19 protein-coding genes and 2 tRNA genes are annotated in these 21418 nt (G+C 68.9%); 8 read left to right on the top strand and 13 right to left on the bottom strand.

Annotation, left to right across the window (positions count from 1 at the left end):
- Positions 1 to 33 precede the first annotated feature (33 nt).
- The 4 genes from OV287_RS38680 to OV287_RS38665 form a co-directional block, all read right to left on the bottom strand.
- A complete protein-coding gene (locus tag OV287_RS38680) occupies positions 34 to 2811 on the bottom strand; it encodes an Hsp70 family protein (RefSeq protein ID WP_267539063.1) in 2778 nt (925 codons plus the stop codon).
- Positions 2812 to 2851: 40 nt separating this feature from the next.
- Positions 2852 to 4705, bottom strand: coding sequence for an Hsp70 family protein (locus tag OV287_RS38675; protein ID WP_267539062.1), 1854 nt, complete (start codon positions 4703 to 4705; stop codon positions 2852 to 2854).
- A gap of 18 nt (positions 4706 to 4723) precedes the next feature.
- Positions 4724 to 5335: a DUF2760 domain-containing protein gene (locus tag OV287_RS38670; protein ID WP_267539061.1), complete on the bottom strand. Its 612-nt coding sequence runs from the start codon at positions 5333 to 5335 to the stop codon at positions 4724 to 4726.
- A gap of 95 nt (positions 5336 to 5430) precedes the next feature.
- Positions 5431 to 5506: transfer RNA gene (locus tag OV287_RS38665), tRNA-Ala, on the bottom strand.
- Positions 5507 to 5681: 175 nt separating this feature from the next.
- On the opposite strand from OV287_RS38665, the gene OV287_RS38660 reads away from it, so the two are divergent.
- The 6 genes from OV287_RS38660 (at position 5682) to OV287_RS38635 (ending at position 13559) form a co-directional block, all read left to right on the top strand.
- On the top strand, positions 5682 to 8033 hold the full coding sequence (locus OV287_RS38660; protein WP_267539060.1) for a tetratricopeptide repeat protein: 2352 nt from the start codon (positions 5682 to 5684) through the stop codon (positions 8031 to 8033).
- A 188-nt stretch (positions 8034 to 8221) separates the two neighbouring features.
- Positions 8222 to 9106 (top strand): heme o synthase, encoded by an 885-nt coding sequence (cyoE, locus tag OV287_RS38655; protein ID WP_267539059.1) that lies wholly within the window; start codon positions 8222 to 8224, stop codon positions 9104 to 9106.
- Positions 9107 to 9113: 7 nt separating this feature from the next.
- The gene (locus OV287_RS38650; RefSeq protein WP_267539058.1) at positions 9114 to 10121 is read left to right on the top strand and encodes an ABC transporter ATP-binding protein; all 1008 of its coding nucleotides are present in this window, start codon (positions 9114 to 9116) and stop codon (positions 10119 to 10121) included.
- Complete coding sequence (locus OV287_RS38645; RefSeq protein ID WP_267539057.1) at positions 10118 to 11026, top strand: ABC transporter permease; 909 nt, start codon at positions 10118 to 10120, stop codon at positions 11024 to 11026. Before OV287_RS38650 ends, OV287_RS38645 begins: the two co-directional genes overlap by 4 nt.
- Positions 11027 to 11143: 117 nt before the next feature.
- The gene (locus tag OV287_RS38640; protein ID WP_267539056.1) at positions 11144 to 11965 is read left to right on the top strand and encodes a carboxypeptidase regulatory-like domain-containing protein; all 822 of its coding nucleotides are present in this window, start codon (positions 11144 to 11146) and stop codon (positions 11963 to 11965) included.
- Positions 11966 to 12038: 73 nt separating this feature from the next.
- Positions 12039 to 13559: a lipase maturation factor family protein gene (locus tag OV287_RS38635; protein ID WP_267539055.1), complete on the top strand. Its 1521-nt coding sequence runs from the start codon at positions 12039 to 12041 to the stop codon at positions 13557 to 13559.
- Here OV287_RS38635 and OV287_RS38630 read toward each other — a convergent pair.
- The 4 genes from OV287_RS38630 to OV287_RS38615 are packed head-to-tail and all read right to left on the bottom strand — an operon-like array spanning position 13522 to position 16388.
- Entirely contained in the window at positions 13522 to 14925 is a 1404-nt protein-coding gene (locus OV287_RS38630) for a HAMP domain-containing sensor histidine kinase (RefSeq protein WP_373371863.1), read from the bottom strand. The genes OV287_RS38635 and OV287_RS38630 overlap by 38 nt on opposite strands.
- Positions 14922 to 15602, bottom strand: coding sequence for a response regulator transcription factor (locus OV287_RS38625; protein ID WP_267539054.1), 681 nt, complete (start codon positions 15600 to 15602; stop codon positions 14922 to 14924). Before OV287_RS38625 ends, OV287_RS38630 begins: the two co-directional genes overlap by 4 nt.
- Positions 15603 to 15617: 15 nt before the next feature.
- Positions 15618 to 15863, bottom strand: coding sequence for a hypothetical protein (locus OV287_RS38620; protein WP_267539053.1), 246 nt, complete (start codon positions 15861 to 15863; stop codon positions 15618 to 15620).
- A 36-nt stretch (positions 15864 to 15899) separates the two neighbouring features.
- A complete protein-coding gene (locus OV287_RS38615; protein ID WP_267539052.1) occupies positions 15900 to 16388 on the bottom strand; it encodes a periplasmic heavy metal sensor in 489 nt (162 codons plus the stop codon).
- A 229-nt stretch (positions 16389 to 16617) separates the two neighbouring features.
- On the opposite strand from OV287_RS38615, the gene OV287_RS38610 reads away from it, so the two are divergent.
- On the top strand, positions 16618 to 16827 hold the full coding sequence (locus OV287_RS38610; RefSeq protein WP_267539051.1) for a cold-shock protein: 210 nt from the start codon (positions 16618 to 16620) through the stop codon (positions 16825 to 16827).
- A 154-nt stretch (positions 16828 to 16981) separates the two neighbouring features.
- Complete coding sequence (locus OV287_RS38605; protein WP_267539050.1) at positions 16982 to 17344, top strand: cupin domain-containing protein; 363 nt, start codon at positions 16982 to 16984, stop codon at positions 17342 to 17344.
- Between the two features lie 211 nt (positions 17345 to 17555).
- On the opposite strand, the gene OV287_RS38600 is transcribed toward OV287_RS38605, so the two are convergent.
- From OV287_RS38600 to rpoD, 5 genes are all read right to left on the bottom strand, one after another.
- Positions 17556 to 18167 (bottom strand): DUF2306 domain-containing protein, encoded by a 612-nt coding sequence (locus OV287_RS38600; RefSeq protein WP_267539049.1) that lies wholly within the window; start codon positions 18165 to 18167, stop codon positions 17556 to 17558.
- An 87-nt stretch (positions 18168 to 18254) separates the two neighbouring features.
- On the bottom strand, positions 18255 to 18428 hold the full coding sequence (locus OV287_RS38595) for a hypothetical protein (RefSeq protein ID WP_267539048.1): 174 nt from the start codon (positions 18426 to 18428) through the stop codon (positions 18255 to 18257).
- A gap of 91 nt (positions 18429 to 18519) precedes the next feature.
- Positions 18520 to 18592, bottom strand: a tRNA-Ile gene (locus OV287_RS38590).
- A gap of 92 nt (positions 18593 to 18684) precedes the next feature.
- Positions 18685 to 19038: an MGMT family protein gene (locus OV287_RS38585; protein ID WP_267539047.1), complete on the bottom strand. Its 354-nt coding sequence runs from the start codon at positions 19036 to 19038 to the stop codon at positions 18685 to 18687.
- 195 nt (positions 19039 to 19233) lie between these two features.
- Positions 19234 to 21399 carry an RNA polymerase sigma factor RpoD gene (rpoD, locus tag OV287_RS38580; RefSeq protein WP_267539046.1) on the bottom strand — a complete coding sequence of 722 codons (2166 nt, stop codon included), beginning with the start codon at positions 21397 to 21399 and terminating at the stop codon, positions 19234 to 19236.
- Positions 21400 to 21418: the final 19 nt, after the last annotated feature.

Here is a 21418-nt window from a genome sequence, read left to right as displayed (position 1 = left end):
TGGGGGTGTTGGGGAAGTTGGAACGGTGAGGGGTTACAGGCGCAGGCCCGCGGGCAGCGTGTCGCCGAGGGCTCGCGCTTCATCCTCCGCTTCGAGCGCCACGACCTCCGTCACCATCTGCACCCACGTGTCCGCCGCTTTTGCCGCGCGTAGCGCCTGAGCTGTTTTTGCTCGCAGCTCGGGGCTGATGTCGCGCATTCGGTCCCCCGTGAGTCGCGCGAGCTGCGCCGCCGCGAACGGCGCCCCGTCGATGCGCTTGAGGTCCAGCTCCAGCAGCAGCGACAGCCAGGCCTCCGCTACCTCCACGTCCACCACCTTGTGGCTGCTGCCGTACAGCGGCACCCGTGCTCCCAGCCGCCCGAGCGCCCACGCCCAGGGGCCGCCGCTCTTGTTCTCCGCCTTCAGCCGCGCCGCCACCCACCCGCCCAGCTCCGCCTTGTCCCCTGGCTCCAGGTGCTCCAACGACGCCGCCGTGCGCACCATCTCGTCCAGGCCCTCGGGCTGGATGCCCTTGAGCTTGCTCGGAGGTTGTTGCGCGTCCAGTGGCACTTTCCTCGCCAGGTGCGGCTTCAGGTAGTCGTACAGCTTCCGCTGCTGCGCCTCGCTCAGTCCGCCTGCGATGCGCCGCCACATCACCCAGAACTCAATCCACACCGACTTTTCTGTGTGGTGCTGCACCAGCGGCTCGAACAGCGTGAACGTCTGCTCCGACCGCCAGTGGTCCAGCGGATAGCCGAAGCCCGGCCGCAGCGTGTAGCCCGTCAGGCTGTAGAAGACGCGCTCGTGGTCCGCCGTGCGCCGCCGCTTGGACGCTCCCGCGAACATGGTGCTCCACAGCTCGCGCAGCACCGGCACCCGCCACGTCTCGCGCGGGCCCAGCACCTTCTCCAGCGTGCGCGACAGCTGCTTCACGTCCTTGGGGCCAATGGGCAGCGGCTTGTTGCCGTACACCCGCTCGGCGTTCTCCTTCGCCTCGGCGAAGCGCGCGGGCATGGACTCGGTGACGGTCAGCTCGCGCTCGCCGCCCGTGCCTCGCAGCTCGAACTCCAGGCGCCAGCGCTCGTCCGCCACGTTCGATACGGCGAACAGCTCCAGCGTGCCAATCTCCGTCAGCCCCGCCTGCAGGTGCACTGGCACTTCCGCTGTTTTCCCCGCGGCGCCCTTGAGCACCGTGTGGATGGGCGGCAGCGGCTTCAGATCCTCCGACAGCATCACCACGTCGCCCGGTTTGTCGATGCGGTCGCTCGTGGTGGAGTACAGCGTGAACTGCACCGGCCTCCCCAGCGTGAGCGTGAAGGAGCGCTCGCCGATGTCGACCTGGTTGCCCTCCTCGAAGCCGCGGGGGATGAGGCACAGCACCGGCTGCTCCGTGCTGTCCGCCGGGCGCTGCAGGGCCACGTAGTACGCACGGGCCGCGCCGCCTCCAATCTTCAGGCCGTGCCCGCGCCGCACCAGCCCGTAGTAGGCCGCGCCCCGCGCCACCGCCAATTCCAGTGACTCGTGCTTCAGCAGCCGGATGCGCGGAGCCCCCGGCCACCACGCGCTCACTGCCTCCACCAGCCGCGCGGAGAGCTGGGGTGAGTTGAAGACACCCCCATTGAGCAGGATGGCATCAGGGCGGGGCAGGGCACCCTCCGCGGGCGCCGTCTCTCCCAGCGCCGCGAAGCCTGCCGCCGCATGCTGCGCGAGGAAGGCAGCCAGGTGCCGGGTGATGGCCGCGTCCTGCGCGTACGGCAGTCCCAGCTCCTGTAGTGCCATGCGCGACACCCGACGCGGACGCTCCTGCGTGCCCGCGCGCGGGAAGAAGCCGTCCATGACGAGGCTCTCCGCCTCCTCGCGCGTGAGCTCCGTGGACAGTGAGCCGCCCAGCAGCCGACTGCCTTCGGAGACGAGCGAGACGCCATAGCGCTCGGGGGGGTTGTTGCCCAGCAGGGCCTCCTTGGCGGTACGCGCCGCCTGGATGGCCTGCGTCCACTGGGTGGCGGACAGTCTCCGGTTGCCGTCCGGGAAGAGCTTCTCCTCCACGCGCTTGGCGAGCGCGGCGTCCATGTTGTCGCCGCCGAGCATGAGGTGCTCACCCACCGCGAGCCGCCGCAGCATGGGGCCTTCGGGGGACACGCCCGCGTGCACCAGGGTGAAGTCCGTGGTGCCTCCGCCTACGTCCACCACCAGCACCAGCCGCACGCCCTCCAGCGACTGCGCCAGGTCCTTCCGGTGGCGCGCGGTGTAGTCGTAGAAGGCCGCCTGCGGCTCCTCCAGGAGGGTGAACTTCTCCAAGCCTGCCTTGCGCGCGGCGCTCACCGTGAGGGCTCGGGCCGCCTCGTCGAAGGAGGCGGGCACGGTGATGACCACCTCCTGCTGCGCCAGCGGGGACTCGGGGTGGGCGTGGTTCCACGCCTGGGCCATGTGCTGGAGGAGCAGGGCGCTCGCCTCCACCGGGGACAGCTTCGCCACGTCCGCCGGAGCGCCCCAGGGAAGAATGGGGGCCGAGCGGTCCACACCCGGGTGGCACAGCCAGCTCTTCGCGGACGTCACCACCCGGCCCGGCACCCGAGCCCCCTGCCAACGGGCGAGCTCCCCCACCACCTGCGAGCCGCCCTCGCCCCAGGGCAGGCGGAGCGACCCGGCGGCGAGCTCATGCCCGGCGGGCACGTAGACGCACGAAGGCAGCAGAGGCCGCGGGCTCACCTCGCCCTGGCGCACCAGTTGGGGGACGGGGAAGTCCTCCACGGGAGCGGTGGGGCCCTTCGCGGGGTCCACCGAGGCAACGGCGCAGTGCGTGGTTCCGAGGTCGATGCCGACGATGTGCATAGGCGTGCGTGCGGCCCTCCCTGGCCGCGCGGGGCTCCTTCTACTCCTTCATGCGGACGTTGAGCTCCAGCTTCCACTTGCCAGGGCCGTCCTTCTGCAGGCACCGCAGCTCCAGCGTGCCCACCTCGGTGACGGCGGCCTGGAGGTTGACGGGGGTGAGATCCCCATACGGCGTGGGCTTGCCCGGGAGCGTCGTCTCGATGGGGGCGAGCTCCTCGAACTCATCGTTGCCCTCCACGTCGTCCACCATGGTGCCGACCTTGTCGTCGCGCCGCACGGACGAGGCGAAGAACCGGAAGCTGGTGGGCTCACCAGTAACGAGGCCGAACTCCTGTGGAGGCACGTCCGCCTGGGTGCCCTCCTCCATGCCGAAGGGGGCCACGCACAGGGCCTTCACCGGGGGCTCCATGCCAGGCACTGCGGGCATGGCCGTCTCCACGCCCACGTAATAGGCGCGAGCCGTGCCGCCGCGGATTCGCAGGCCGTGGCCCTGCCGCACCCAGCCGTAATAGGCCGCGCCGCGCGCCACGGACAGGTCCAGGTCCGCACCCGCCAGCTCCTGGGCCGGCTGGCCGCCATCCGCGGTGAGCCACGTGTTGAGCACCTCCATCACCCGGGCCTTGAGCGGGCCCGCCTTGAAGACGCCGCCGTTGAAGAGCACGGCGGTGGGGTGGATGAAGGCCTTGCCGCCCACGTCCACGGGTGAGTCCGGGGAGTTGGCCAGCGCCTGTGCCTGCCGGGTGAGGAAGGCGGCCAGGTGCTTCGTCACCGCCGGGTCCTGCGCGTACGGCAGCGCCATCTGCGCGAGGCCGGTGCGCCGGGCCACGCGTGGCAGCTCCGAGACAGGGGAGGGCGGGAAGAAGCCATCGGTGAGGACGCGGTCCAGGTCCTCGCGGGCCAGCTCCGTGCGCAGCGTGCCGCCGATGAGCGACGAGCCGCGGCCCGGAATCGCGATGGGGGCCTTGGCCATGGAGGGGTCGGCGTACATCGCCTCTTTGGCCATGCGGCAGCCATGGGTGAGGGCGTTGAACTGCCAGGCGTCCAGCTTCTTGCCCTCGGCGGTGAGGCGCTGGTTGAGCGTGTGCGCCAGCGCCAGGTCCATGTTGTCGCCGCCCAGGAGGATGTGGTCACCCACGGCCACGCGGGTGAGCTCCACGTCGCCCCCGCGATCGCGCACGGCGATGAGCGAGAAGTCCGCGGTGCCACCGCCCACGTCCACCACGAGGATGACCTCGCCCACCTTCACCCGCTTGCGGAAGGTTTCCCCCTGCGCCTCCAGCCAGGCGTAGAGCGCCGCCTGCGGCTCCTCCAGGAGGATGATGTTCTCCAGGCCCGCCGCCCGAGCGGCCTCGAGCGTCAGGTCGCGCGCGGCGGCGTCGAACGAGGCCGGGACGGTGATGATGACGTCCTGCGCGGCCATGGCGTTGCCGGCGTCCTCCTTCGCTCGGGCGAAGGTGTGGTCCCACGCCTCGCGCAGGTGGCGCAGGTAGCGCGTGGAGGCCTCCACCGGGGAGACGCGCTGCACCTCCTCGGGGGCCTGCCAGGGGAGCAGCGCGGCGCGCCGGTCCACGCCGGGGTGGCTCAGCCAGCTCTTCGCCGAGGACACCAGCCGCGTGGGCACCTTGGCGCCATGCGTGCGGGCGAACTCACCGGTGATGCTGCTGGCCGCCGGGTTCCACGGCAGCGCCAGGCTCCCCTGAGGGAACTCCTGGCCGCTGGGCAGGTAGAGGAACGAGGGCAAGAGCGTCCGGGCTTCCACCGTACCCGGCGCTGTCAGCTGCGGGATGGGCAGCATCGACTGCGCCGCGCCGCGTGTCTTCGCCTCCTCCAGGTTGAAGTAGGAGACCGCGGAGTGCGTGGTGCCGAGATCGATTCCAATCGCGTATCGGGCCATATGGGCTCAAATCTGGTGTCAGGGCAGCTCGACTTCAGCGGGCGCGAGCACCCGGGGATCCATCGCCGGACTGGTGGTCGGGAATTTCACGGCCGTGGTGACCCACCCGCGGTGCTTGAGCACCCCCGTATAAGGAGGCTGGCCGGCCACGTTGCCGGTGAGGCGGGTGCGCTGGGCGTCGAAGCCCGCGGGCACGTTCACCCGGTCGCCCTCTGACTGGGGCAGAACCGGCTCCAGGGTGAGGTACTGGCGCAGCACCTTGCGGCACCCCTCGTGGACGATACGGGCCGCAACCCCCACGTCCGCGTCCGGGAAGGCCGCCACGTCCTCCTGGAGGAAGTCGATGAAGCGCCCCTCGCGCTGCAACATGGCGAGGATCTGGAGGGCCGGGGCGTGCTCCCGCTCGGGGGGCAGCGCGGCAACCGGCTCCTTTTTTTCCGGAGGCTTTTGTTCGGTTGGCCCGGCTGGCAGCTCGGAGGGCGGGACTCCAGACGGCAGCTTGCTGGCCTTGTCGGCCTCACGCACGGGCAGTACGGCCTGGGCGAACGCCTGGTCGAACCAGATCCGCCAGAAGCACACGAACGCGAGCCAGAAGCGAGCGAAGAACGAGAGCGAAGGCTGGTCGGTCATCGGCTCCGGATAACAGACCCCTGGAGCTTTTCAATTCACTCGTAGCCCAAATGAAAAGGGCCTCACTGTTTCCAGTGAGGCCCTTCTCTGTTGCATGGTGGAGGTGGACGGGATCGAACCGACGACCTTCGCATTGCGAACGCGACGCTCTCCCAACTGAGCTACACCCCCGCAACCACTATGTGCCCCAACGGCCGGGCTTTTTTCCCGCCGCCGAAAGACGAACGGGCAGATACAAGACCCTATTCCAGGTGTCAAGCCGGGAATCTTCCGGGCTTCTTGCGCGATTGACGCGCAGCAACTCGGGGTGTCATAAGAACCCCCTCCTTCAGGCGCCTCCATCGGAATGTCTACTCCCTCATCGAAGACGTTGAGCCCGGCCGAGCTTGCGAAGCTGGAGCACGCGTTCGCGTCCGACCCTTCCTCTGACGCTTACAAGCCCCTGGCCGAGGCCTATCTGGCCGCCGGTCGCTTCATGGAGGCGATGGTCGTCTGCAAGAAAGGGGTGAAGGCCCACCCCGATCGCGCAGAGCCTCGCCTCATCCTTGCTCGCGTGTACTCGGAGCAGGGCAAGGACAAGAAGGCCTTGGAAGAGGTGCTTGGTGCGCTTCAGGTTCAGCCCACCGACAAGGTCTCGCTGCGCACAGCCGGTGCGCTTCAGTTCAAGACCGGCGATGCCGCGGAGGGCAAGGCCAACCTCCTCAAGGCGCACACGCTGGATCCCGCCGACGCCGAGACGCTCGCGGTGATGCAGCAGTATCAGGTGCAGCCGCCCGCTCCGGTGGCCGCGCCCGTGGTGGCTCCGGCCCCCGTGGCCGCCGCGCCCGCTCCTGTGGCCGCGCCCGTGGCCGCTCCGGCTCCCGTGGCTGCCACGCCGGCTGCTGAGCCCGCTCCGGCTCCTGCTGCCCGCAAGCGTCCGGTGGCCACCGATGACGAGGAGGAGGCTCCGCGTCCCAAGGCCCGCACCGAGCAGCCCGCGCGCACCGCGGCCCGTCGCCCGGTGGTCGTCGACGAGGACGATGACGTCGACACCGATGACGACGACGCGCCTCGCAAGTCGCGCAAGAAGGGCTCCGGCATCTCCAAGTACATCACGCTCGCGCTGGTGCTCCTGGTGCCCGTCATCCTGGGCGGCTACTTCGTCCAGGGGCGCATGGCCGCGACGCGCAAGCGGGAGATCAAGAAGCAGCTCGACGCCGCCACCGAGCAGCTCAAGCACGACTCGTTCGCCTCCTACAAGAAGGCCTGCGAGGCGGCCGACAAGGCGCTCGAGGTGGACGACAACTCCACCGCCGCCCACGGCTACCTGGCCTACGCCTATGCCATCCGCTGGGGTGAGCACGGCGGCGGCGACGACGCCCGCAAGCGCGCCGAGGAGCACCTGGCCTCCGCCAAGAAGAGCGGGGAGATCAGCTCGCATCTGTACGCCGCCGAGGCCCTCGTCAAGACGTACGGAGGCAAGGGCAAGGACGCGCTCACCGAGCTCGAGGGGCACGTCAAGAAGTTCGACGACGAGGGCAAGCGCAGCTCGCTGCTCTACCTCACGCTCGGCCTCATCCAGATGAACGCCGGTGACATGGACCGCGCCAAGGACAACCTGGAGAAGTCCCAGGGCCTGTCTCCGGATGACCCGCGCATCTACGCCGCGCTCGGCGCCGTGTACCGCCGGCTCGGCCAGGACGCCATCGCCTGGAAGAACTACGATCTCGCGCTGCGCTACGAGAAGGACCACCACGAGTCGCTGCTCGGCAAGTCCCTGCTGATGCTGGAGCAGGACGAGCCCAACTTCGGGCTGGCCGCGGTGATGATCAAGAAGCTGCTGGATGCCGAGCCGCCCCCGTCGCCGCGCCAGCTCGCGGCGGCCAACCTGGCGCGCTCGCTGCTCGTCTCCCGTGTGTCCGCGGCCATGGAGAAGCTCAAGCCCGAGGAGCAGGCCAAGCTCGCCGAGGCCACCGCGGTGCCCGCCGAGAAGGACAAGGCGCGCCAGGAGATGATCAAGGCCGAGGAGACGGGCTTCACGCTGGACAAGCAGAGCCCCGAGCTGTCGCTCATCAAGGGCCGCCGTCTGCTCTCGGAGAACCAGTACGACCAGGCCGCCGAGGAGATTCGCAAGGCCATCAAGATCGACGCCACGCGCGCCCAGTTCTACGTGGAGCTGTCCAAGGCCCTCATGGGCAAGCAGGGCGGCGAGAAGGAGGCCTCCGAGGCCCTGGTGACCGCCATCAAGACCATGGGTGACAGCCCCAAGCTGCTCACCATGCTGGGCAATGCGTACCGCAAGCAGAACAAGCCCAACGAGGCGCTCGACGCGTACAAGCGCTCGGTGAAGGAGCCGAACGCGAAGAACCCCGAGGCCCGTCTGGCCATGGGCACCATCTTCCGCGAGCGCGGCGAGTGGACGATGGCGCAGGAGACGCTGGAGAAGGCGAGCACCGAGTTCATCGGTCAGCCGGACCGGGCGGCCACCGCGCTGCTCGAGCTGGCGCGCGTCTTCGAGGGCAAGAACGACCCCGTCAAGGCCGACGAGACGTACCAGAAGGCCCTCAACGCGGACGAGAACTACGCCCCGGCCTATTACTACTACGCGGCGTTCCTCAAGAAGGACCCGAAGCAGGCCGCGAAGGCCAAGGCGCTGGCGCAGGAGTACGTCAAGCGCGAGCCCAAGGGCGAGTTCGTGGCGCAGGCCAACGCGCTGTGAGCCGGACTGCCGCTTCCGACAAGCGGCACTGATATCGACGGGCGCGGGGATGGCGAAAATCCCGCGCCCGTTTGCTTGAAGTGGGACTCCCCTCTGTGTAAGGGGAGGGGCGTTTTCCACCCCGGGCGGAGTCGTCTCCGCCTCCAACCGCGTCAGCAGCAAGCCTGCCGCGCCTTGGGGAGTCAGCTGTGAGCGCGCGTGCCTTGAGTGTGTCGAGCTTCGCTTCGGATCTGCTGTCCCTCACCAAGCCGAGGCTGTCCGGGTTGGTCATCGCCACCACCGCGGGAGGCATGTGGCTCGCTCCCGGCGAGCTGACGGTGCCGCGCATCCTGGTGACGCTGCTGGCCACCTCGGGCACGGTGGGCGCCGCCAACGCGCTCAACTGCTACTGGGAGCGCCACAGCGATCGCTTCATGGCGCGCACCCGCAACCGCCCGCTGCCCGCGGGGCGCATGGAGCCGGGAGTGGCGCTGGCCTTCGGGCTGCTGCTGGCGGGCATCTCCCTGCCGGCGCTCGCCCTGGGCGCCAACCTGCTCACCGCGGGGCTGGGCCTGGTGGCGCTGCTCAGCTACGTGCTCGCGTACACGCCGCTCAAGGCGCGCACCGCCGCCGCCATGCTGGTGGGCGCGGTGCCCGGCGCGCTGCCTCCGCTCATGGGCTGGACGTCCGTCACCGGGCAGATCGACGCGGGCGGCTACGTCCTCTTCGCCATCCTCTTCCTGTGGCAGATTCCGCACACCATCGCGATCGGCCTGTTCCGCAAGGACGAGTACGCGGCGGCCGGCCTCAAGACCGTGCCCCTGGAGCGCGGGGATGACTCCAGCCGGTTGCAGATTGTCCTCTACCTGGTGGCCCTGGTGCCCATGACGCTGCTGCCCTTCCAGCTGCGCATCGCCGGAGGGTGGTACCTGGCGGCCGCGGTGGTGCTGGGCCTCTCCTTCCTGGGGCTGGGGGCCATGGGGCACTTCCGGCAGTTGGGAAGGGCCTGGGCTCGTCAGACGTTCCTGTTCAGCCTGCTGTACCTGGCCGGCCTCTTCGCCGCGCTGATGCTCGACAGCGGGGGACACGGTTGATTCGAGGATGACCCCGGCCCTCCCGGCCCTCTCTCCCACCACGCGCCCCGTGGCGCCGCTTCTTCAGCTCGACGGGCTCACTCGCCGCTTCAAGTCGCGGGTGGCGCTCGATGGGCTCAGCCTCGCGGTGGGGGCGGGCGAAATCGTCGGTCTGCTCGGCCCCAATGGGGCGGGCAAGTCCACCACCTTCCAGCTTCTCGCCGGCCTGCTCGCTCTGGATGCCGGGCGCGTGCTGTTCGAGGGGCGGCCCCTGTCGCTCCACGACCCCGCCCTGCGCCAGCGCATGGGCATCATCTTCCAGCGCAGCAGCCTGGATGACCTGATGAGCGCGCGGGAGAACCTGCTGCTCGGTGCCCGGCTGTACGGGCTGACGGGCACGAGGGCCCAGGAGCGCGTGGAGCAGATGCTCCGCCTCATTGGTCTGCAGGACCGCGGCGACGAGCGTGTCTCCACCTGGTCCGGTGGCATGCGCCGACGCCTGGAGCTGGCACGCGCCCTGGTGCACCAGCCGCGCATCGTCCTCATGGACGAGCCCACCCAGGGGCTCGACGAGGCGTCCTTCCGTACTTTCTGGTCCCACCTGCGTGCCTTGCGCGACGCCGAGGGCCTTACCGTGCTGCTCACCACGCACCGCGCCGACGAGGCGGAGATGTGCGACCGGCTCGCAGTGCTGGACGCGGGCCGGCTGGTGGCCACCGACACCCCGGCGGCGCTGGCCTCGCGGGTGGGGGGCGACATCCTCACCCTGGAAGCCCGAGAGCCTGAGTCCCTGGCGGCTGAGCTGCGCCAGCGGCTGGGTCTGGAGGCTCGCGTAGTGGAGGGGCGGGTGCAGGTAGAGGTGGAGCAGGGGCATGCGCTGGTGCCCCGGCTGGTGGAGGCCTTCCCGGCCGGCCGGCTCGCCTCGGTGTCCCTGCGCCGTCCCACGCTCGCGGACGTGTTCCTCCAACTCACCGGCCGCGTGCTCGGGGCCGACCAGCCCACCGCCGAGCCCGCTCGTAGGAGTCGACGTCGATGAACGCCCCCGCTACCACCGTTCCCGCTCCCGACGTCCTCGGCGAGCCGGAAGCTGAGCCGACCCGGGTGGAGCCCCTGTCCTCTGCTGCTCGTTCCTCCACGGAGGAGCGGGCTCCAGGGGCGCTCGCGCTGCAGTGGGCCACCGTGCGTGTGCTGCTGATGCGCGACGTGGTGCGCTTCTTCCGTCAGCCCAGCCGGATTGTGGGCGCGCTCGCCCAGCCCATCCTCTTCTGGTTCGTCATCGGCGCGGGCTTCGCCGGCTCCTTCCGTGTGGAGGGGGCTCAGGGTCTGGACTACCAGCGCTTCTCCTACCCGGGTGTCGTCACCATGGTGGTGCTCTTCAGCGCCATCTTCGCCACCATCTCCGTCATCGAGGACCGGCGCGAGGGCTTCCTCCAGTCAGTGCTGGCTGGGCCCGGCTCTCGCCTGTCGGTGGTGCTGGGCAAGGCACTGGGCTCGTCGGCCATCGCGCTGCTGCAGGCCTCGCTCTTCCTCCTCTTCGCCCCGCTGGCTGGGGTGACGGTCGCTTCCCTGGATGTGCCGCTGCTGGTGACGGTGATGGTGCTCTCCGCACTGGGCCTCACCGGTATGGGCATCGCCCTGGCCTGGTGGGTGCGCTCCACTGCCGGCTACCACGCGGTGATGAGCATCGTCCTGCTGCCCATGTGGGTGCTCTCCGGTGCGATGTTCCCCCTCAAGGGCGCCGGGCCTTTGCTGGCCTGGGTCATGCGTCTCAACCCCATGCGCTTCTCCGTGGAGGGCGTGCGGCGCGCGTTGTACGGCGCTGAGGCCTCGCTCGCGGTGGGCACCTCCTCCTCCGGCGCGGGCCTCGAGGTGCCGGTGCTGTTCGCCTTCGCCACCGTTTTTCTGGGGCTCGCCGCGCTCAGCGTCAGTCGGCGTGAATAGCGGGAATAGCTGTTCTTCCGTTGGATTCCGGGTCCGCTCTTCTGTTACGAGGGACCCTTTACATCTGGCCGCCGGTGCACGACCCGATACGCGCTGGCGACACGAGGGAGTGTTCACATGAAGCTGCGTACGCTGGGCGTCGCGGTGCTCGGTGTGGTGGGGCTCGCCGCCCTGCCGGCCTGCCAGAAGGAGGAGTCTCCTCCCGCCGCCCGTGGACCCGTGGCCCAGGCCCCCGCTCCTGCGCCCAAGCCCGAGGCTCCCGCCGCCGAGCCCGCTCAGCCCGTCACCGGTGGTGGCACCGTCCAGGGCACTGTCACCTTCAAGGGCACTCCGCCTGCTCCGGCCGCCGTCAAGCCGAGCGATGATCCCGCCTGCGACGGCATGGCGCTGAAGGACCAGTCCGTCCTGGTGACGGAGGGCAAGCTGGCCAACGTCCTCGTGCGTGTGCGTGGCCTGGTGCCCCGCTCTCGCCCTGCGCAGCCTGCGCTCATTGACCAGCAGAAGTGCACCTATACCCCGCGCGTGCAGGGCGTGACTGCTGGTCAGCAAGTCTTCATCAAGAACAGCGACGGCACGCTGCACAACGCGCGTGCGCTCACTGGCTCGAAGACCGTCTTCAACGTGGCTCAGCCTCCCAACGCCAAGGCAGTGCCTCGCAACCTGCCCGCCGAGGCCGAGGTCATCCGCTTCAAGTGCGACATCCACCCGTGGATGGCTGCCTGGGTGGTGGTGAACCCGAATCCGTACTTCGCCACCTCCGGCGCGGATGGCTCCTTCTCCATCGAGCACCTGCCCGCGGGCACCTATACCCTCGAGGCCTGGCACGAGACGCTGGGTACGCGGACGGCCGAGGTGACTGTTACGGAGGGCGGGACCGCGACTGCTTCCTTCGAGTTCTCCTCGGAGGTCGCCAACACGGCCCAGGGCGGCGTGAAGTAGGTCCGAGTCTGGTGCTCCGGTGGGAACCCGGGGCCCAGCTACCCTCACCCCAGCCCTCTCCCGAGGGGAGAGGGTGATCGGAACCCGAGTGGCGCTCGTTGTCTCCAGCGAGGTGCGGCACTCCGTGGCCCGGGCCCGCGGGTTGTATCTGCGTGCCCTCGGGCTCGTCTTCGTGCTCGCCTTTGCCTCCCTCCTGCCCCAAGTCTCCGCGCTGCTGGGGCCCGAGGGGCTGAGTCCTGCCGCTGAGCTGCTCGGCTATGTCCGACAGGTGCTTCCCAGCCCCGAGCGCTACCTGCGCCTGCCCACGCTCTTGTGGTGGTTCGGAGCAGGGGAGGGCGCCCTGCACGGCGTCGGTTGGGTGGGCCTCGGGTGTGGCGTGTTGCTCGTCGCCAATGTGGCTCCCCGTTGGGCCCTCGTGGGCGCCTGGGCCTGCTACCTCTCGCTCACCACCGTGGGCGGCGTCTTCCTGAGCTTCCAGTGGGATGTGTTGCTGCTCGAGGCCGCGCTCGTCTCACTCCCGCTCACCCCGGGCCACCTGTGGCCTCCCCGTGTCTCCCTCGCGCCCCTCCCGGGTGCCATCCTCCTGCCGCGTCTCCTGCTCTTCCGGTTGATGCTCATGTCCGGGGTGGTGAAGCTCGCCAGCGGAGACCCCACGTGGCGGGACTTCACCGCGCTCCAGTACCACTATTGGACGCAGCCCCTGCCCAACCCCCTCGCCTGGTTCATTCACCTCCTGCCCGCAGGGCTCCAGCGCGCCAGCACCGCGGCGACGTTCGTCATCGAGCTGGTGTTTCCTTTTCTCCTCCTCGGGCCCCGGCGTGTGCGGCTCTTTTCCGCCGCCATGCTCGCCGCGCTCCAGCTCGTCATCCTCGCCACCGGCAACTACGGCTTCTTCAATTTCCTCTCGCTGGTGCTCTGCCTCTCCGCGCTCGATGACGGCGTGCTCGTGCGCTGGCGTCTCGGTGGTCCGCTCTCGGCCGCTCCGGAACCTCCTCGTCGGCACCCGCGGTGGCGCGCTGCGGCCCTCGTCCTCTTCGCCGTGGCCTATGCCTTCCTCGGGTTCTCGCTGGACCTCCAGCGGCTCCTCTCTCGCCCGTTGCCAGGTGCGCTCGGAACGCTGCTGGATGACCTCGCGGGCTTCCGAAGCATCAACACCTATGGCCTGTTCGCGGTGATGACCACCCAGCGGCACGAGATCCTCATCGAGGGCAGCGCCGACGGGCAGACGTGGAAGGAGTACCTCCTGCCGTACCGCCCGGGCCGCGTGGACGAGGCCCCGCCCATCGTTGCCCCTCACCAGCCCCGGCTGGACTGGCAGCTGTGGTTCGCCGCGCTCTCCACCTGCCAGCGCAACCCGTGGCTTCTCCGCCTCCAGGAGTTGCTGCTGCGCGGCGGCTCAGACGTCCGGCGCCTCTTCGCGGAGGACCCCTTCCCGGACGCACCGCCCCGCTTCGTGCGCACGCGCCTCTTCGACTACCACTTCACGGACTGGGACACGTGGCGAGCCACCGGAGCCTGGTGGACGCGCGAGGAGCTGGGACCGTACTGCCCGCTCCTCACGCTCGAGAATGGGCAGTTGCGGGCGGTGCCTTGACCGAGGCTGGGCCCTCGCGCCGCAGGGTGAAGCCCACTCGGGCGCCTCCTCCTGGACGGTTCTCCGCGAAGGTGTCACCGCCGTGGGCCCGGGCGATCCGCTGCACCAGCGCGAGCCCCAGTCCCAGTGAGCCCGCCTCCCGGGCCTCTCCGCCCCGGTCCTTCCGGTAGAAGGGCGCGAAGATGCGCGTCTCCTCGCCGGGCAGCAGCCCAGGGCCGCGGTCGTCCACGCAGAAGGCGAGCTGCCCCTCACGCTCGAGCAGCCGCAGCGCCTCCACCCCCTGGCCGTGCTTGCGCGCGTTGTCCAGCAGGTTGGCCAGCGCGCGTCCCAGCAGCGTGGCGTCTCCCGTCAGCTTCGCCTCGGGCACCTCCACCGACAGCGCCTCCGCCGGCAGTCCCGTCCGCTCCAGTGCCCGTGCTGCCAGGTCCTTCCCGTCCAGCTCCCGAGGCGTGAGCTGCCCGAAGTCCAGCCGCGAGCTCGCCAGCAGCTCGCCCACCAGTGCGTCGAGCTCCATCACCTCCCGCTCCATCTGGTCCGCCGTCCGCTCCGGGCCCCCCGCGTCGCGCATCAGCTCCACGAGGACTCGCAGGTGCGCCAGCGGCGTGCGCAGCTCGTGGGACACCGCCGCCAGCAGCTCGCGCTGGTCCGCCATCTGCCGCTCGACGCGCGTGGCCATCTCGTTAAAGGCATCGGCCAGCACGGACATCTCCCCGGTGGCGTACCGGCCCAGCTGCACGCGCGTGTCCAGCTTGCCCTCGCCCAGCTCCTGCGCTGCCCTCGCCAGCGTATCCAGCGGACGCGACAGCCGCCGGGCCAGCCACCCCGAGGCCATCCACAGCGAGATGCCCGCCAGGATCAACACCATGGGCCCGCGCCAGGGAGCGCCGTGGATCCGAGCGTGGTGCTCGTAACAGGCCTTCGCCGTGCCCAGCCGCACCCCGTTGCGCTCCACCGGCATGGACATCTCCGCGTGCGGGTGGCAGGGCCCACCGGCGCGCACCAGCAGCGCCCCGGACGCATCCCGCAGCTCCACGTTGACGAGCAGGTCATCGGAGACAGAGCGCACGAGTGCATCCCGGCGCACGGGGTCGTCCCACACTTCGGCGAGGCGGTTGCTGACGAAGGTGCGCGCACGAGACACCTCCTGGCGCCAGGGGCCGCCTTCTCCCATCAGGCCCCCCATCAGGCTCATCACCGTGCTCACCACCAGGCCGGTGGTGAGGATGGAGACGCCGAACCAGAGGAAGAGCCTGCGGCGCAGCCGGGCGCGGATGAAGTGCCCCAGCCGGCTCATGGGCCCGCGCGGGTGCCCGGGCCGGTGCCTGTGCAGGTGATGGCGCGGGGGCCCGTGCGGGTGGTGCCTCATGGGCCATCCTTGGCGAAGAGGTAGCCCACCCCGCGCACCGTCTTGATGAGGCGGCTGCCCTCGTCCCCCAGCTTCTGCCTCAGGTGGGAGATGTGCACGTCCACGGTGCGCTCGCCCACCACGGTGTCGCTCCGGCCGGCCTCGTCGAGCAGCGCATCGCGCGGAATGACGCGCCCGGCCCGTCGCACCAGCGCCACCAGCAGATCGAACTCGAGCCCGGTGAGCTCCACCAGCCGGCCGCCCACGCGCACCTCGCGGGCCGACACGTCGATGGAGACGCCACTGGACTCCATCTTCTCGGCCACCGCCGCGGGCTGGGCGCGCCGCAGCACCGCCCTCAAACGCGCGAGCAGCTCGCGAGGGCTGAAGGGCTTGGCCAGGTAGTCATCCGCGCCGAGCTCCAGGCCCACCACGCGGTCCGTCTCGTCGCCGCGCGCGGTGAGCATGATGACGGGCAGGGTGCTCTTCGCGCGGATGCGGCGGCACACCTCCAGCCCGTCCATGCCCGGCATCATCACGTCCAGCAGCACGGCGTCGTAGGCGCTGGCCTCCAGCGCGGCCAGGCCGCGTCCTCCATCGGGTGCATGGGTGACCGTGATGCCGTTCTGCCCGAGGTACTGCGCGAGCAGCTCGTACATCCGGGTGTCATCGTCGATGAGGAGGACGCGGGTGGCCATGGGAGGGTGCCGAATCTACTGCACCTGCTGGCCCTGGGGCGCGGGGGGCGCCTCGGAGGGAGCTGGAGCCTGGGCCTGCTGCGGCGCTCGGGCCGGAGCCCAGGTGCCATAGCGGGAGGGGTCGTCGTAGTTCCGGCCCTGACGGCAGTGTCCACCGTAGGGGTGACCGTAGCGGTGCCAGCGGTAGAGGCTGGCGAAACCCGAGGAGTAGCCCGCGAGGGTGCCAAAGGCGAGCAGGGCAATGAGAACGCGGCGGCGCATGGTGTGTTCCTTTCCTCATCCAAGGTTCAAGAGCGCTCAGCAGGACCGGGCGCTGCGCCAGCCGCCGCAGCCGCCTCCGTAGCCGTAGTGGCGGTAGCCATGGCCCCAGCCGTGCTCGAGCAGGTCCGCCAGCTCGCGCCGCTGCTTGGGGTCCAACGCCTCGTGGGTCTTGGAGAGCGCGGCACGCAGCGTCTTGCGCAGGTTGTCGATGAGCTCGTCGTGCTTCGCGTCCAGCTCGCGCAGCGCGGCGGCGTCGAACGACTCGCCCCGCAGCGAGCGGGCGATGGCGGCGCGGGTGGCGCTCAGCTCATCGCGCATCTTCTCGAAGGCCTCGGTGAGCTCATCCGCGGCCTGGACGAGGACCTTCTCCTGGCCGGGAGAGGTGTCCAGGCGCTCGAAGAGCCAGCGCATCCGACCGCGCCAGCTCCAGCGGCCGGGGCCTCCGCGGCGGTGGTGCCAGCGGCCGCGACGCAGGGTGTAGAAGAGGCCAGCCAGGCAGGCGGTACCAAAGACGAATCCAAACATGTGCTGCTCCTTCCGTGAGCGGCCGGACACTCGAGGGCCCGGCATCCATCGGTTGGTGCAGAAGGTACGGGGGGGGTGTGAAGGGGGCGCCCAGTACATATGAAGAAGTGTGAAGGCTCCCGACTGGAATGGGGGGGAGGTGCGGACCGTTAACCCCCACAGGCACTTTCATGGGTCGAAGTGCCCGTCTGTAGTCCGTAGAACGCAAGTGCAGAAAGCAGGGAAGTACATGGCAACCGGTACCGTGAAGTGGTTCAACGACGCGAAGGGCTTCGGTTTCATCGCGCCGGACGCAGGTGGCGAGGACGTGTTTTGCCACCACTCCGCCATCAACATGGATGGCTTCCGCTCCCTGGCTGAGGGCCAGAAGGTGGAGTACGAAGTGACGCGCGGCCCTAAGGGCTTGCAGGCGCAGAACGTGCGCCCGGCGGGGTCGTAAGCCTCGCCTCCACAGCCTGAATGAAGGCTGTGTCCTTCGCGCCCGCTCTTCCCTTCGAGGGGGGAGCGGGCGTGTCGTTGCGGGGTTCGTGTCGTCCGGCGCTCCTTACCTTGTCCGGCAAAGGACAACCGCCAGCGTCCGCGAAGGAGACGAGATGGGCGACACCAGCGTGAAGAAGGTCGACTCCCAGTACTCGCCCAAGGGTGAGATGGGGCAGAAGTACCTGGTCGGAGGCATCCGGGTATCCATGCGCCTGTGGGAGAACGAGCAGCCGGCCGAGCCGCTGCCTCCCACCGTGCGCGACTACGAGACGGTCGGCTACGTCATCAAGGGCCGCGCCGAGCTGCACCTGGAGGGACAGGTGCTGCTGCTCAACGCCGGGGACTCGTGGCTCGTCCCGAGGGGCGCCAGTCACACGTACAAGATTCTCGAGCCCTTCACCGCGGTGGAGGCCACCAGCCCGCCGGCATCCGTGCACGGGCGCGATGAGAAGAGCCGCGAGCAGGCCAAGGCCTGACATAGGGGGAGCGCGGGGGGGGGAAGGGGCCTGGAGCACAGACTCCGGGCGCTGCTTCCAGGCGTTGTCCCTCTCCACCACGAGCTTCGGCCCTATCTTGTCCAGGCCATGCGAGAGAGCCCCTCGGCGCTGGGATTCTGTAACTGCTTGCCGGGCCCTGTCGTGACGAGAGGGGCCGCGACGTGAGACCTCCGGGCCAGAAAATACCGATTCACGCCGCCCGCAGCTGCCTGCGCGTAATGAGATGCGCTATGGCCAGGTTGGGAATCCAGCACAGCCAGGCGACAATCCTGTAGGCCGTGACGAACTCGCCCGCAATGGGTGTCAAGAGCGGCAACCAGATTCTCAGAGTGACCGCTGCAAAGCAGGCGGCATAGCTGTAGGTCATCATGAGCCGGTGCTCTTCGATCTGCCCGTTCTTGATGAACCTATAGGCAGACATCGTTGTGTAGAACCAGATGAGGCCCAGGCTGACGAAGCCTGCCGAGGAGCTGACGCCACCTGTGGCAAAGAAGCCGAGGTAAATCCCCATGAGCGCGCTCGGCAGGACGGACCCGACGTAGAGCTTGCCGAGGAGTCGATGAGCGCCAGGGCTCCTGTTTCGCAATCTTGATGCAAATTGCGTCCATCCGATTGCCAGTGCAACGCCTCCCAGCGCGATGTGCGTGTAGAAAGCCGCGTTCCAGGCGGTATCGGCCAGTAGCTCGCTGGTTTTCGTCTTGAGCAGCCCGAAGTTTCGGTCCTCGAAGAGATAGATGCCGGGATAGAGACCCACGGCCAGACAAAGTGAGGCGAAGAGGGTCCAAAGCGTCTTTCTTGCCATCGTCGAGACTCGCTGCGCGAACTGGGCTGAATTTGAGGCGCTCATGACATGGCTGTGGCTCGCCTGATCCTGGCCGCGAGGACTCTCTCACGCTTGGCGGTGGTACATCGCATCCTCGGGCACTCCTCGCCCACCATCACGGCAGGCGTCTACGGACACCTCGACGTTGACGACATGCGCGCGGGCCTGGAGCAACTCAGCTTCCAGCCGACCGAGGAGCCCCTTGCCGAGGTGCTCCCGCTGGCGGTGGGCGGCCCGCATGGTGCGCCGGTGGTGCGGAGTTCGGAGGGGGCGGGATTCCGCTCCCGCGACTCTGAGGAAAATTCCGAGGCGCCGTGCGGAGGAAGGGGAATGGGCCCTCCTGGATTCGAACCAGGGACCAATCGGTTATGAGCCGACAGCTCTGACCGCTGAGCTAAGGGCCCTTCAGATACGCACGGACGGCGCCAGGGCGCCGTACTGACTCGGGAAGTATCGCGCACCCCGCGCGGGCGCAAGAGGGTGTGTGCCTCGCTGCTCAGCGCTGCACGCGCCAGTGCGTGCCCTGGCCTTCCAGGCGCACGCCCTCGGCCTTCAGTCGCCGGGCCTGTTCTGCCGCCACCGGTGGCGCCAGCACCCCGTCCGAGCGGATGACACGCCACCAGGGCACGTTCTCCAGCGTCTTCAGCTCCCGTCCCACGCCCCGTGCCGCCCCAGGCCGCCCCGCGTAGAGCGCCACCTGCGAGTACGAGCGCACCTCGCCCCGTGGAATGGCACGTACCGCCCGGCGCACGGCTTCGGGGAAGGGGAGGGGCTTTTGGGGCTCCGGGACGGGCTTCGTTGCTGTCTTCTTCGACACCGTCTTTCGCGCTGTCTTCCGTCTCTCTGGCATACGGCCTCCCTGCACAGGGGCAGACCCTCACCCTGGCCCTCTCCCAGAGGGAGAGGGGATTGAAACGAAAAAGCCCCCGGTCCTCTTTGGGAACGGGGGCTTCTTCTTACCCACTCTCCGGCCCTCGGGGCATGACCCAGGGGGGCGGGTACCCTCACCCCGACCCTCTCCCGGGGGGAGAGGGAGGGATTGGGCTCAGCTCTCCACGAAGGAGCGCAGGCGCTTGGAACGGCTCGGGTGACGCAGCTTGCGCAGCGCCTTCGCCTCGATCTGCCGGATGCGCTCGCGCGTCACCTCGAAGTCCTGGCCCACCTCTTCCAGCGTGTGGTCGCTCTTCTCGCCGATGCCGAACCGCATCCGCAGCACCTTCTCCTCGCGCGGCGTCAGCGTGGCCAGCACCTTCCGAGTCTGCTCGGCCAGGTTCATGTTGATGACCGCGTCCGACGGCGACACCAGGCTCTTGTCCTCGATGAAGTCGCCCAGGTGGCTGTCCTCTTCCTCGCCAATCGGTGTCTCCAGGGAGATGGGCTCCTTGGCGATCTTCAGCACCTTGCGCACCTTGTCGAGCGGCAGCTCCATCTTCTCCGCGATCTCCTCGGGCGTCGGCTCGCGGCCAATCTCCTGCACGAGGTAGCGGCTGGTGCGGATGAGCTTGTTGATCGTCTCGATCATGTGCACCGGGATGCGGATGGTGCGGGCCTGGTCCGCGATGGCGCGCGTAATCGCCTGGCGGATCCACCACGTGGCGTACGTCGAGAACTTGTAGCCGCGCTTGTACTCGAACTTGTCCACCGCCTTCATCAGGCCGATGTTGCCCTCCTGGATGAGGTCCAGGAACTGCAGGCCGCGGTTCGTGTACTTCTTCGCGATGGATACCACCAGACGCAGGTTGGCCTCGACCAGCTCCGTCTTGGCGCGCTCGGCGCGGCGCTCACCCATGCGGATGGCCTCGTAGTTGCGCCGCAGCTCCTCCACCTCGAGGTTGGCCTCCTCCTCCACCCGCTTGATGTTGCGCGTGGCCGTGCGCACGTCGCGCTCCAGCGCCTCGATCTGCTCGCCGGTGGCGTTCAGCTTGCGCTGCGCCTTCTTCATGGCCTCGGGGTCTTCCTTGGCCTCGCGCAGCAGCTCGCGCAGCGTGTCCATGGGCACGCCGTAGCGGCGCTCCTGCTCGCGCAGCTCCGACTCCGCCTTCTCCACGCGCTCGATGAGCCCCTTCAGGTTGGCGACGATGCGGTCCACCTGCTTCTTGTTCAGCCGCATCTCCTCCAGGACCTCCATCATCTTGGTCCGGAGATCCTTCACCTCCTGCTTGAGCTCCTTCTTCTTCACGTCCGTCAGCTTCTTCTTGCCGGACAGCTCCGCCTCGAGCCCCTCGCAGTCCTTGGCGAACTTGCGGATGCGCTCGATCTGCTTGTTGATCTGCTCAATCTTGTTGAGCTCGCTCTGCGCCAGCTGCGCCGGCTGACCCTCACCCTCGGCGCCCTCCTCGGAGGCCTCGGCCTCGGGCTCCTCACCCTCGCTCTGAGCCTCCTCGGGCGCGTCCTTGATGACGTCGCGCACGCGCAGCTTGCCGTTCTTCAGCCGGGTGCCAATGTCGAGGATCTCCACCATGGCCACGCGGCACGCCAGCAGCGCGCGCAGCACTTCCTTCTCGCCGTCCTCAATCCGCTTGGCGATCTCCACCTCGCCCTCACGGGTGAGGAGGCTCACGCTGCCCATCTTGCGCAGGTACAGTCGGACGGGATCGTTGGACTTGCCACCCGGCTCGTCGTCCTCGTCCTTCTCGTCCTCGTCAGCCTCGGCGCGCTCTTCCTCCACCGCGACCGTGGGCTTGATCTCCGCGTTCTGAGCGGCCTTCTGGGCGTCGACGATCTCGATGTCGTTGTCGCCGAACATGCTCATCACGTCGTCGATCTGATCCGACGACACGATGTCCGCAGGCAGGGCGTCATTGACCTCGTCGTAGGTGAGGAAGCCCTTCTCGCGACCAGCGGCCAGAAGGTCCTTGACCTCCTTGCGGTCCGCAATCGGCTCCTCATCCACCTCGTCCTCGACGGCGTCGGGGTCCACCTCGACGGCGGCGGCAGCCTCTTCGGCGGCCTCCTCGGGGTCGACGTCGCCGTCGTCCACCTGGGTGACGGCCTTGCGCTTCTTGAGCGTCTCGGTGGCCTTCTCCGCGGCGGCGGTCTTCTCGCTCCGGTCAGCCTTGTCCGCCTTCTTCGCGGCAACGGGCGCGGCGGCCTCAACGGTCTCCGTACCCTTGGCCGAGGCGTCCTCCGGCTTCTTCTTCTTGCGGATCTCCGGGGCCACCTTCTTCTTGGGCTTGACGGCCACCTTCGAGGAGGGCTTCTGCGTCGGCATTCGGGTACTTCTCCTTGGA

The organism is Archangium lansingense (assembly GCF_026626635.1).
GTDB classification, from domain to species: domain Bacteria; phylum Myxococcota; class Myxococcia; order Myxococcales; family Myxococcaceae; genus Archangium; species Archangium lansingense.
The sequence above is the reverse complement of the archived record's forward strand: the minus strand, read 5'-3'. Positions and strand labels throughout refer to the sequence as shown.

What these genes read in the sequence shown, in the direction of transcription:
- OV287_RS38680 (WP_267539063.1), bottom strand. Translation starts at nt 2,811, where the DNA reads ATGCACATCGTCGGCATCGACCTCGGAACCACGCACTGCGCCGTTGCC.
- OV287_RS38675 (WP_267539062.1), bottom strand. Translation starts at nt 4,705, where the DNA reads ATGGCCCGATACGCGATTGGAATCGATCTCGGCACCACGCACTCCGCG.
- OV287_RS38670 (WP_267539061.1), bottom strand. Translation starts at nt 5,335, where the DNA reads ATGACCGACCAGCCTTCGCTCTCGTTCTTCGCTCGCTTCTGGCTCGCG.
- OV287_RS38660 (WP_267539060.1), top strand. Translation starts at nt 5,682, where the DNA reads ATGTCTACTCCCTCATCGAAGACGTTGAGCCCGGCCGAGCTTGCGAAG.
- OV287_RS38650 (WP_267539058.1), top strand. Translation starts at nt 9,114, where the DNA reads ATGACCCCGGCCCTCCCGGCCCTCTCTCCCACCACGCGCCCCGTGGCG.
- OV287_RS38645 (WP_267539057.1), top strand. Translation starts at nt 10,118, where the DNA reads ATGAACGCCCCCGCTACCACCGTTCCCGCTCCCGACGTCCTCGGCGAG.
- OV287_RS38640 (WP_267539056.1), top strand. Translation starts at nt 11,144, where the DNA reads ATGAAGCTGCGTACGCTGGGCGTCGCGGTGCTCGGTGTGGTGGGGCTC.
- OV287_RS38630 (WP_373371863.1), bottom strand. Translation starts at nt 14,925, where the DNA reads ATGAGGCACCACCCGCACGGGCCCCCGCGCCATCACCTGCACAGGCAC.
- OV287_RS38625 (WP_267539054.1), bottom strand. Translation starts at nt 15,602, where the DNA reads ATGGCCACCCGCGTCCTCCTCATCGACGATGACACCCGGATGTACGAG.
- OV287_RS38620 (WP_267539053.1), bottom strand. Translation starts at nt 15,863, where the DNA reads ATGCGCCGCCGCGTTCTCATTGCCCTGCTCGCCTTTGGCACCCTCGCG.
- OV287_RS38615 (WP_267539052.1), bottom strand. Translation starts at nt 16,388, where the DNA reads ATGTTTGGATTCGTCTTTGGTACCGCCTGCCTGGCTGGCCTCTTCTAC.
- OV287_RS38610 (WP_267539051.1), top strand. Translation starts at nt 16,618, where the DNA reads ATGGCAACCGGTACCGTGAAGTGGTTCAACGACGCGAAGGGCTTCGGT.
- OV287_RS38605 (WP_267539050.1), top strand. Translation starts at nt 16,982, where the DNA reads ATGGGCGACACCAGCGTGAAGAAGGTCGACTCCCAGTACTCGCCCAAG.
- OV287_RS38600 (WP_267539049.1), bottom strand. Translation starts at nt 18,167, where the DNA reads ATGGCAAGAAAGACGCTTTGGACCCTCTTCGCCTCACTTTGTCTGGCC.
- OV287_RS38595 (WP_267539048.1), bottom strand. Translation starts at nt 18,428, where the DNA reads ATGCGGGCCGCCCACCGCCAGCGGGAGCACCTCGGCAAGGGGCTCCTC.
- OV287_RS38585 (WP_267539047.1), bottom strand. Translation starts at nt 19,038, where the DNA reads ATGCCAGAGAGACGGAAGACAGCGCGAAAGACGGTGTCGAAGAAGACA.
- rpoD (WP_267539046.1), bottom strand. Translation starts at nt 21,399, where the DNA reads ATGCCGACGCAGAAGCCCTCCTCGAAGGTGGCCGTCAAGCCCAAGAAG.